The 11,565-nt window shown below is 35.4% G+C and carries 8 protein-coding genes and 2 rRNA genes; 5 read left to right on the top strand and 5 right to left on the bottom strand.

The window, feature by feature from the left end:
* Positions 1–205: 205 nt before the first annotated feature.
* Together D0817_RS16475 and D0817_RS16470 are read right to left on the bottom strand one after the other, a co-directional pair.
* Entirely contained in the window at positions 206–1,063 is an 858-nt protein-coding gene (locus tag D0817_RS16475; protein WP_127339475.1) for an SdiA-regulated/phytase-like domain-containing protein, read from the bottom strand.
* A gap of 89 nt (positions 1,064–1,152) precedes the next feature.
* The gene (locus tag D0817_RS16470; RefSeq protein ID WP_127339474.1) at positions 1,153–2,205 is read right to left on the bottom strand and encodes a hypothetical protein; all 1,053 of its coding nucleotides are present in this window, start codon (positions 2,203–2,205) and stop codon (positions 1,153–1,155) included.
* Between the two features lie 125 nt (positions 2,206–2,330).
* Here D0817_RS16470 and D0817_RS16465 point away from each other — a divergent pair, with 125 nt between their 5' ends.
* Genes D0817_RS16465 through D0817_RS16455 form a run of 3 tightly spaced genes read left to right on the top strand, consistent with a single transcriptional unit; the run spans position 2,331 to position 6,434 of the window.
* Entirely contained in the window at positions 2,331–3,242 is a 912-nt protein-coding gene (locus D0817_RS16465) for an ABC transporter ATP-binding protein (protein ID WP_127339473.1), read from the top strand.
* Between the two features lie 3 nt (positions 3,243–3,245).
* Positions 3,246–4,082 carry an ABC transporter permease gene (locus D0817_RS16460; protein ID WP_127339472.1) on the top strand — a complete coding sequence of 279 codons (837 nt, stop codon included), beginning with the start codon at positions 3,246–3,248 and terminating at the stop codon, positions 4,080–4,082.
* Positions 4,083–4,097: 15 nt separating this feature from the next.
* Positions 4,098–6,434, top strand: coding sequence for a T9SS type B sorting domain-containing protein (locus tag D0817_RS16455; RefSeq protein ID WP_127339471.1), 2,337 nt, complete (start codon positions 4,098–4,100; stop codon positions 6,432–6,434).
* Positions 6,435–6,508: 74 nt separating this feature from the next.
* Here the strand turns inward: D0817_RS16455 and typA are convergent, their stop codons facing one another.
* The gene (gene typA / locus D0817_RS16450; protein WP_127339470.1) at positions 6,509–8,305 is read right to left on the bottom strand and encodes a translational GTPase TypA; all 1,797 of its coding nucleotides are present in this window, start codon (positions 8,303–8,305) and stop codon (positions 6,509–6,511) included.
* Between the two features lie 168 nt (positions 8,306–8,473).
* Here typA and D0817_RS16445 point away from each other — a divergent pair, with 168 nt between their 5' ends.
* Together D0817_RS16445 and D0817_RS16440 are read left to right on the top strand one after the other, a co-directional pair.
* Positions 8,474–10,186: a PAS domain-containing sensor histidine kinase gene (locus D0817_RS16445; RefSeq protein WP_127339469.1), complete on the top strand. Its 1,713-nt coding sequence runs from the start codon at positions 8,474–8,476 to the stop codon at positions 10,184–10,186.
* Between the two features lie 6 nt (positions 10,187–10,192).
* The gene (locus tag D0817_RS16440; protein ID WP_127339618.1) at positions 10,193–10,606 is read left to right on the top strand and encodes a response regulator; all 414 of its coding nucleotides are present in this window, start codon (positions 10,193–10,195) and stop codon (positions 10,604–10,606) included.
* 581 nt (positions 10,607–11,187) lie between these two features.
* On the opposite strand, the gene rrf is transcribed toward D0817_RS16440, so the two are convergent.
* Positions 11,188–11,297: ribosomal RNA gene (gene rrf / locus D0817_RS16435) — 5S ribosomal RNA — on the bottom strand.
* Positions 11,298–11,466: 169 nt separating this feature from the next.
* Positions 11,467–11,565, bottom strand: a 23S ribosomal RNA gene (locus tag D0817_RS16430); the annotation flags it as partial.

The following is an 11,565-nucleotide window of genomic DNA, read 5'->3' as shown; positions in this document are numbered from 1 at the left end:
TTTAAGTTCAGAGTCGCAAAGGTTCAGAGGAACAAAGGTTTTTAAATGTCTGCTTTTTTTTAAGCAGACATTTTTATTTTATATCATGGTTATTCAAAATTGACAATACTTTTAGTGTTTCAAAAAAACACATTTAATACATTTCACTATTAACTTAAGCACTAAAAAAAAACTTAGCACCTTAGCTACTCAGAACCTTAGAGCCTCATAAAAAAAACTCATACACCTTACCTCCTACTTTGTTGGTTTTCTCGTCAGCAATAAGCAACGTTTTATTGTCTTTAAAAACGATAGCTTCTTTTTGGGAAAAGTGATTCAGTTTTATTTCGGTTTGTTTGCCTTTATGAAAAGCATCTCCTTTAAAACCCTGAAACAAAACAATTTTATCATGGCTTAGCAGAGCCACTTTTTTTCCGTCAGGGCTAATTGTCGCACTGGTCAGCACACAATGATTATAAGTATCACAGGTTTTGAATGTGCCAATCTTAGTGGCTTTCTGCACTCCGGGAGCATTTAGAATTTTATAAATAAAAGCAGTTCCGTCAAAGCCCTTGCTTCTGTTTTTTGTGAAGAGATAAAAATAATTTCCATGTTCGAAAAAACCTTCAACATCATAAAATAGCTCCTTTTTCTTTGGCGGGAACTCCGTTTGTTCCGGATACGAAAAAGACACTTTATATTCGGAAACAGCGTTTTCTTTGTTCAGCTCCCCTTTCGCAACTTTATAAATACACAAATCTTTTCGTTCGTTGTCGTTGTTTCCAAAATCACCGATATAAATATTTCCGGCCTGATCTTTTGTAATATCTTCCCAATCCACGTTGGTTGCGTTTGAAATGGTAATGGTTTTATTTAATTTCCCATCAGCACCCAAAGCATAAATTTCATTAGCATTTCCGCTGTCTTCCAACGTATACATCAGTTTTGTTTCAGGAAAATAAGTGATTCCCGAAACTTCCTTTAACTTTTTCGGAAGTGAAAAAAGCGTCTTCAAATCGCTGTCAGATTGTTGCTGACAAGCTAATAAAACAATTGAAAGGGCAAGCAAAAAAGACTTTTTCATAGTATTATTTTTAAAGTATTCAGCCACGGATTAAATAGATTAAAATGATTTCATAAAATAGAAATCGAAAGAAAATCCGTTGCTCAAAATCAAACTAAATTGGTGTTTTTAAAATTACGCGTAATAAATTCAAATGCAGCAAACATGATATGTCCCATTGATTTGGCATTTTTAAATTTCATATCATTGGTATAACGGTACAATTCCATTTTTAGTTGATTCAGATGTTCTTCTGTCGAAATGGTATCGTGGCACATGATATTCAATAACTTTTTGACCCTGTTTTCCGCCGAGTGAATCCGTTTTGCCAGGATAGCTCTTTCTTCATCCTTGTACTGAATAATCGAGCGTTCTTCCAATTTCTCCTTAATTAGTTTTATCATCGGATAATTTTCCTTGAAAAACTGCGGACGATAGACCTTAAAATTACCTTCATAACACTGCTGGTCAAAATCAATAGGACGGATTTTATAAACGACCTGATCGAAATCATGAATTGGGACAATAACATAATTATAAGCCCGCATATCGCCCAAAAGACGGATCATACAGCGTTCGTTGAACTTTACGAACTCTTTTGCGATCTGGGATTTTTCCATTTCGGTACAATTGTCCAGCAAAGTATCCATAAAAACATCACCGGGAATTCCGATAATGTGTTCTTCGATCAAAGTATCTTTATAAACCAGAAAATTGATTTTATCCGGAGAGAGAATATCCTCGAGTTCCAATCCGTAAATTCGGGACGCGTCGGCCTTCTTAATATAAAAATGAACATAATTGTCATTAAGAATATTTCGGACCTTAATACGGAACGGCTTTGAATTTCCAAAAGTACAGTAATCAATTGCATCGATATTCAGGAAGTGAATGATCTCGCTGTTTCCATCTGAATGCAGCAGCGAATAAATTCTCTTCAGGTTCAGGTCAATCTCATTTCGTTCAAATTCATTGTAGTAGACACGAATCCATAAGGTATCCGTTTCATTTTTATCGTAGACATTTATCGAACCTGAAAACCGCAATAAGTCATCATAGAATACGGATACCTTCGAAATTCGTTCGTATCGTTCTAAATAACTTAAGAGAGATGGTGTTAAAGGGTAAGATGGTTTTTTTAAGACCATTAAAGGTTCGCTCATTGTAATATCTTTTGAATATCTTAGTACAAATTTACAGTAAATTATAATTTTAAACACATAAATAAAATTTAGCGTAACAATAAGCCGATTGAATCGTCATACTAAAAACTAAAACCGAAATAAATTTGGAAACCATTCTTACTATCGAAAATCTTCACAAAAGATACGGGCGCATTCAGGCCTTAAAAAATGTATCTTTTGAAATACAAAAAGGCCGTGTTTATGGCATCTTAGGCCCAAACGGAAGTGGAAAATCTACCACTCTGGGAATCGTTTTAAACGTTGTAAACAAAACCTCAGGTAATTACAGCTGGTTCAATGGAAAAATGCAGACGCATGAAGCCTTAAAAAAAGTAGGAGCTATCATCGAAAGACCCAACTTTTATCCCTACATGACTGCAGAGGAAAACCTGAAACTGGTTTGTAAAATTAAAAGTATTGATTATTCTAAAATAAAGGAAAAACTCGACTTAGTTGGTCTGACAGAAAGAAAAGACAGCCGATTCAGTACTTTTTCTTTAGGTATGAAACAGCGTCTGGCGATTGCATCGGCCTTATTAAACGATCCTGAAATTTTAATTCTAGACGAACCAACAAATGGTTTAGATCCTCAGGGAATTCATCAGATCCGTGATATCATACGAAAAATTGCTGCTCAGGGAACGACTATTTTATTAGCTTCCCATTTATTAGACGAAGTAGAAAAAGTATGTTCGCATGTAATTGTCCTAAGAAAAGGCGAAATCCTATATTCCGGTTCAGTTGACAGCATGTCTGCCAATGAAGGCTTTTTTGAACTTCAGGCGAATGATAATGAAGCTTTGAAAAATGTTCTGAAAGAGCATCCAGATGTAGACCGTACTACAGAAGAAGAAGGAAAAGTTCTGGTATACTTAAAATCAGAATTGTCTGCTGCTGAACTGAATCAGTATTTATTTTCTAAAAACATTGCCTTAAGCCATTTGGTAAAACGCAAAAATAGCCTGGAAGCACAATTTTTAGAATTAACCAAAACCGCCACTATCAAAAACAACTAAGCCATGAACAGACTTATCTCTATAGAATTACAAAAAATCTGGAAAAACAAAGCCACTCGTGTCCTTACTTTAACGTATTTCATTTTACTTTCCTTTATAGCCTTAATCGCTTCCATAAAATTTGATATTGGGGTATTCAAATTTCATTTAGCTGAAATGGGAATTTTCAACTTTCCTTTTATATGGCATTTCAATACCTACGTTGCTGCCTGGCTGAAATTTTTCCTGGCTATTGTGATTGTTTCCATGATGGCTAATGAATACAGTTACGGAACTTTAAAGCAAAACCTGATTGACGGCCTGAGCAAAAAAGAATTTATATTATCTAAATTTTTAACCGTTGTGCTTTTTGCCTTTTGCTCTACGATTTTTGTCTTTGTAATGTCTCTGATATTGGGATTATGTTTTTCATCCTACAATGAATTTGGAATTATTTTCACCGATTTAGATTATCTGTTAGCTTTTTTCGTAAAACTGACCGGTTTCTTTTCCTTCTGTTTATTTTTAGGAATTTTGGTAAAACGATCCGCATTTGCATTAGGTTTCCTTTTGGTTTGGAGTATTATTGAAGGAATTATTAAAGGCCTTTTAGTCTTCAAAATTTTTCCTGACAGCAATACAGGAACGTATATTATGCAATTCCTTCCGCTGGAAGCAATGTCTAATTTAATAGTGGAACCCTTTACAAGACTATCCGTAATAAAAACTATCGGAACCCAGATGGGGGTTGAGAATACCAAAGATTATGGTGTACATTACCTTTCTATATTGATTGTTTTAGTGTGGACATTTTTATTTATTCATTTTTCTTACAAGCTATTAAAAAATAGAGATTTATAGTATATTTGCTATACTATGACCTATTTTAAGAGAATTTTATTTGTTTGCTTTATACTTTGCGTATCTGTTAAGATAAATGCACAATTCATAAGCATCAACAATCAGAGAACACCACAACAGTTAATTGAAAATACATTAGTAAACAGTTCCTGCGTTTCGGTTACAAACGTTTCCGGAACCGGGGACACTTTTACACCCGGAAAAAACAGTTTTGCCTACTTTAATGCAGGAACAGGTAATTTTCCTTTTTCAGAAGGTATTGTCCTGACCACTTCAACAAGTTCATCAGCAAGAGGACCTTACATAAGCAATCAGGGTGGCGGAGATGTCAAATGGGAAGGCGATTTTGAGCTGAATCAGATATTAGGAATTAATTCTATCAATGCAACAGTTTTGGAATTTGATTTTGTTCCCCTGACAGATTTTTTGAGCTTCAATTATATTTTTGCCTCGAATGAATATCAGTCTTTTTATCCCTGCAGTTATTCAGACGGGTTTGCTTTTTTAATCAAAGAGGCCGGAACAAGTGATGAGTATAAAAATCTGGCTGTACTGCCCGGTACTGATACACCTGTTTCGTCTATTAATATTCGTCCGACAATTCAGCCTGGCTATGATATTAACGGAGATCCTTATCCCGGATGCCCGGAATCCAATATACATTATTTTAACGGACTTAATACTAATATAAGTCCCATAAACTATGCCGGACAAACAATTGTTATGAATGCTCAGACAGCTGTAATAACAGGAAAAAAATACCATGTGAAACTGGTAATTGCCGATGACGATAACAGATTATATGACTCGGCAGTTTTTTTACAATCGGGTAGCTTTTCTTCAAAAATTGATTTTGGCCCGGATCAGACAGCGCTAAACGGTAAACCCGTATGTTTTGGAGAATCGATAACTTTAGATACAAAATTACCAGCTTCCTACTCTTATAAATGGTTTAAAGACGGAAATGTGATCAATTCCGAAACCAGTCCGGTATACAAAGCTACAGCGTCCGGAAAATACAAAGTAGAAGCAACAATAACAGGATCAACTTGCGTATTAACAGGCGAAATTCAGCTTGAATTTACCCCCGAAATTATAGCAAACAATACAAAATTGATCCAATGCGATGATAATACAGACGGTGCTGCCATTTTTAACCTGACAAAAGCTGCTGATATCATTAAAAATAATGATGCATCCATTGTAAACAAAGGATATTATGAATCATTAGCCGATGCTCAGTCAAAAACCAATGAAATTGCAACGCCTGAAAAATATACCAACAAAAGTGCTAATCAGGTTATTTTTGCCCGAATTGAAAACAAATACGGCTGTTTTAAAACGCCTCAGATAACATTGGAAATTTCAGGCACAACGATTCCAGATCAGGATCCAATAGCAACATGTGACCTCGATGATAATCAGGACGGTTTTTATCAGTTCGATCTTGATTTGCAGGTAACTCCTCAGGTCAGAAAAGGACTTCCAGCCGGATTAGTGATACATTATTATTTAAATACTGCTGATGCTTTTGCAGAAACAAATGCATTGCCTAACATTTTTAAAAACACAACCGCTTTCTCACAGACTATTTATGCCCGTGCAGTAAACGGAGCTGACTGTTATGCAATAGCACCGATTAAACTTGTTGTAAATGCTTTTGACCCTCCTAATTTTGAGGAAGAAACTAAAAGTTTGTGTAAAGGCAGCCAAATCGATTTGGCTGTAGATCCTAGTTTTAGCAGTTATCTTTGGAGTGTTGCTATTAATAATACAAATTCACTCATCACTGTTCCTCAGGCCGGAGATTATTCTGTAAAAGTCACGAACGAATTTGGTTGTGAAAAGACTAAAAAGTTCAAAGTAATTTTATCTGAACCTGCCGTGATTACCGGAGCTGTTATTAAAGATTTTTCAGGTACCGATAATTCTGTAACCTTACAATATACAGGAACTGGAAATTATGAATTCTCCCTAAATGGAATTGACTTTCAGGATGACCCTTTCTTCGCTAACGTCAGTCCCGGAGTTTATAATGCACTTGCACAAAGTAAAGACGAATGCGGCATCTCGAATTTTTACCTATTGTACGTTCTGGATTATCCTAAATTTTTCACACCAAACGGAGATGGACATAATGATGTATGGGCGATTAAAAACTTAGACAAGCTACCGGATTACAGGCTTTCCATTTTTGACCGTTACGGGAAATTATTAAAACAAATGACTCAAAACAGCCCGGGATGGAATGGACTGTTTAACGGTCAGCAGCTTCCTTCTGACGATTACTGGTTTGATTTGATCTTTACAAATGGTAAAAATATCAGAGGCCATTTTAGCATAAAAAGATAATGCTGCTCACAACTTTAAGAATAAAAAAAAGCCATCCGATGCGGATGGCTTTTTTTATATACAAAATCTAAATATTAGAATTTAAATCTTTTTCTGTCTGTTTCAGTTAAGTAGATTTTTCTTAGACGAATAGATTTTGGTGTAACCTCTACATATTCATCTTTTTGAATGTACTCTAAAGCTTCCTCTAATGAGAAAATAATAGGAGGGATAATTCTGGCTTTTTCATCATTTCCTGAAGAACGAACGTTAGATTGTTTTTTCTCTTTAGTTACGTTTACACACATATCATCACCACGAGAGTTTTCTCCAATTACCTGACCTTCGTAGATTTCAGCATTTGGTTCAACAAAAAACTTACCACGATCTTGTAATTTATCGATAGAATATGGAATAGCTTTTCCTTTTTCCATAGAAATCAATGAACCTTTGTTACGTCCGGCAATTTCTCCTTTGTAAGGTTCGTATCCTATAAAACGGTGTGCCATAATCGCTTCACCAGCAGTAGCAGTAAGCAATTGATTACGCAATCCAATAATTCCACGTGATGGAATGTTGAATTTTACAATCATACGGTCACCTTTAGTTTCCATACTTAGCATTTCACCTTTACGCATAGTAACGAACTCAACCGCTCTACCTGAAAGAGTTTCTGGTAAATCGATAGTTAATTCCTCGATAGGCTCACATTTTTTACCGTCAATTTCTTTGATGATAACTTGCGGCTGACCAATTTGTAACTCATACCCTTCTCTTCTCATTGTTTCAATAAGAACAGACAAGTGAAGTACTCCACGACCAAAAACCATAAACTTATCAGCAGAATCAGTTTCACCCAATTTCATTGCTAAGTTTTTTTCTAATTCTTTTGTCAAACGCTCTCTAATATGACGAGAAGTTACAAATTTACCCTCTTTACCAAAGAAAGGAGAGTCATTAATTGTAAACAACATACTCATAGTAGGCTCGTCGATATCAATCGTTTTTAGACCTTCAGGATTTTCAAAATCAGCAATAGTATCACCAATTTCAAAACCTTCTACACCAATGATTGCACAAATATCTCCGGCAATTACTTGTTGTACTTTTTTACGGCCAAGACCTTCAAAAGTATGAAGTTCTTTGATACGGGATTTAGATATTGTACCATCTCTTTTTACTAATGAGATTGGCATACCTTCGTTAAGAACTCCTCTTTCCAGACGACCAATAGCGATACGACCTGTAAAGGCTGAGAAATCTAAAGAAGTGATTAGCATTTGAGGTGTTCCTTCAGAAACTTTAGGAGCTGGTACATTTTCAACAACCATATCCAATAATGCTTCAACATTATCAGTTACGTTTTCCCAATGATCAGACATCCAGTTATTTTTAGCAGAACCATAAACCGTTGGAAAATCCAACTGCCATTCTTCAGCACCTAATTCAAACATTAAGTCAAAAACTTTCTCGTGAACTTCTTCAGGAGTACAGTTTTCCTTATCAACTTTGTTGATAACTACACAAGGTTTTAAACCTAAATCAATAGCTTTTTGTAGTACGAAACGCGTTTGTGGCATTGGGCCTTCAAAAGCATCGACTAACAAACATACACCATCGGCCATGTTTAATACACGTTCAACTTCACCTCCAAAATCCGCGTGGCCAGGAGTGTCAATAATATTGATTTTTGTTCCTTTATATTGAACAGAAACGTTTTTCGAAGTAATAGTAATACCTCTCTCACGCTCTAAATCGTTATTATCAAGAATTAAATCACCTGTATTTTCGTTGTCACGAAATAATTGACAGTGATACATAATTTTATCAACCAAAGTGGTTTTACCGTGATCGACGTGGGCAATAATTGCAATGTTTCTAATAGATTCCATCTGAGATTTTTAATGGGTGCAAAGGTACACTTTATTTTGATATAAAAAACGTTTCTGCGATAGTTTGCGTATAGACAAGTAATTAGTTGATTAAATCAATGTAAATTTACGAGCCAAAATGAGTTTCAATTATTGTTTAATTATGGTTAATTTAACTATATTTGAGTAATGAAAAGTAAAACTATACAAATTACTCTAATTTATATTATCATTTCGTTATTTATGGCTATTATCTGTCATAAATTACTAACCACTTTTATCTCCTCCAAAGAATACTTTTATTTATTTTTTTTAAAAGATATTTTATTCATATTAATTACAGGTCTAATTTTCAAGTACATACTCTCTAAAAACGAAAGCAAAAATATTGCTGTTTTTGAAAAATTAAAACAAACAAACGAAGAAATTAAAGAGTCTAATGAAAAATATGACATTGTAGCAAAAGCAACCAGTGACACAATCTGGGACTGGAAAATCCAGAAAGACAGTATCGGCTGGAATAAAGGCATTGAAAGCGTCTTTGGCTACAAACAGAAAGAAGTTGGAAAAACCTCAAAATGGTGGTTTGATAAAATCCATCCGGAAGACAGTATTAGAATGTCAATAAAACTGTATTCATTTATTGAACAGAAAACGGAAAAATGGCAGGATCAATATCGTTTCAGATGTGCCGACGGAACTTATAAATATGTCCTGGATCGTGGCTTTTTGCTGAAAGACGAAAATGGACGGGCTATCAGAATGATTGGAGCCATTCAGGATATCACAAAGCAAAAAGAAGAAGAACAGCGATTAAAACTTTTAGAAACCGTAATCACACAATCTAAAGATTCGATATTAATTACGGAAGCAAACTCAGCAAACGGGAGAATTCCCAAAATAGTTTACATCAACCCTGCTTTTTCACAAATGTCTGGTTACCAGCCAAATGAAATCATAGGAAAATCCACAAATATCTTTAACAAAGGACCAAATTCAGATTCCGAAGAGCTAAAAAAACTATTAAGAGCAATCAAAAACGAAGAAGAATGTTTAATAGAAACCATTAGCTATACCAAACAAAAAGAAGAATACTGGGTTCGGTTTTCCATGATTCCGATATTTAATAATGAAGGCATAATTTCCCATTGGATTTCTATCCAGAGAGACATAACCGATGAAAAAAAGTTAGAAACAGAAAAAGAACATCTCATCCGTGAACTGACCCAAAACAACAAGGATTTAAAGCAATTTTCCTACATAACATCACACAACCTTCGCGCACCATTATCAAATTTAATAGGCCTTTTAAATCTTATAGAGGACATCCCAGTAGAAAATCCCGAACTCGAAGAAATCTTAACGGGCTTCAACAAATCAACTCATTTACTAAACGAAACAATCAACGATTTAGTAAAAGTCATTATCATCAAAGACAACCCTTCAATGCAAAAAGAGGAAGTCTCCTTAAAAGAAGTTTTCGAGAACGTCTTCAGCCAGTTATCATTTCAAATAGAACTTCATAAGCCTATCATCAAACTCAAATTTGACAAAGTTCCGCTCTTAAACACCAATAAAGCCTATATAGAAAGTATTTTGCTTAATTTGCTGACCAATTCGATTAAATATAAATCAGAAAACAGGAAATTAAAAATATCAATTCTCGCAGAACAAATCGACCATAAAGCCGTATTAACATTTAAAGATAACGGAATCGGAATAGATTTAGAGCGAAACGGAGATAAGGTTTTTGGACTCTATCAGAGGTTCCACAATTACCCCGATAGTAAAGGGCTGGGCTTATATCTTGTAAAATCACAGGTAGAAACCATGGGAGGAACAATCAGTATTGAAAGTGAGGTTAATAAAGGAACTACATTTACTATAACATTCAAAAATTAACACATGATGCTTGAGCAAATTTTATGTATCGACGACGACCCGATTACCTTAATGTTGTGCAAAAAAGTAATTTCAAAATCTTCCTTTTCGAAAGAAGTTATCACGGCACAAAATGGCGAAGAAGCATTGCATCATTTCAACAACTTAAAATACCACAATAGCAAAAATACAGTTAATAAAAAACCGGAGTTGATTTTTTTAGACTTAAATATGCCGGTTATGGGTGGTTGGGAATTCCTGGATCATTTTACCTCTCCAGATTACGCCGAATTCAACAATGCCAATGTAATTGTTCTATCTTCCACTATTGATCCTGAGGATTTAGCCAAAGCAAAGAAATATCCCATTATTATAGACTTTCTTTCCAAGCCAATAACACAACCGATGCTAGAATATCTTAAAAAAAAGATAGAACCTTAAAGCTTAACAACTTCAATTTATAATTATTTCATTTGGGCGTTTCCCTCCGGGCCGGGCTCTTCGCTAAATCTTTTGCGGGATTGCTTTGGGATTGCTACGTCAGGACTTTGGGGGTTCCCCGCAAAAGGATACCGCTGCGATCCCTAACGCACTGAGGTATAAATACAAAATTCCAATGCCGATAGCTATCGGGAAAAGGTCCAAATTCCAAAACTTCCCGCACAGCCTTTGCGTACCTTGCAATCTAACCGTATTCCAAAAAACCTTTGCGGCCCTTGCGGTTAAAATCCAAGCATCAATATAAATACAAAATTCCAATCACGATAAACATTGGGACAAGCCCCAAATTCCAATACTTCCCCACAGCCTTTGCGCACCTTGCAATCTAACCGTATTCCAAAAAACCTTTGTGGCCCTTGCGGTTAAAACACCCACAACTACAAAACAAAAAACCCCGTTTCGTTAGAAACAGGGTTTTTAAAAGAAAGGCGACGACCCCCGATAGCTATCGGGGCTCCCACATAATTACAGTACTTTGAAACAAAAAATCCCCATCAAATAAATGATGAGGATTTTTAAAAGAAAGGCGACGACATACTCTCCCACATAACTGCAGTACCATCTGCGCAGGCGGGCTTAACTACTCTGTTCGGGATGGGAAGAGGTGAGCCCCGCCGCAATAACCACCTTAAGGTCGTTGTTACTTGAGGTAACTTTTTAATTGACAATTGATAATTTTCAATTGATAATTAAAATAATATCTTAACATACTGAGATAAAGAATATAAAAAGTGTCATCCTGAGCCGAAGCCGAAGGATTAGAAAGTTTCTTCCCCAGTGTTGCCACTGGGGAAAAGGGTGTACATAAGCTTACGGATTATTAGTACTACTCGACTATGACATTACTGCCTTTACATCTATAGCCTATCAACGTGGTCATCTTCCACGATCCTTAAAAG

Origin of the sequence: Flavobacterium cupreum (genome assembly GCF_003996965.1) — a bacterium.
In the GTDB taxonomy this organism is placed as follows: Bacteria; Bacteroidota; Bacteroidia; order Flavobacteriales; family Flavobacteriaceae; genus Flavobacterium; species Flavobacterium cupreum.
The sequence above is the reverse complement of the archived record's forward strand: the minus strand, read 5'-3'. Positions and strand labels throughout refer to the sequence as shown.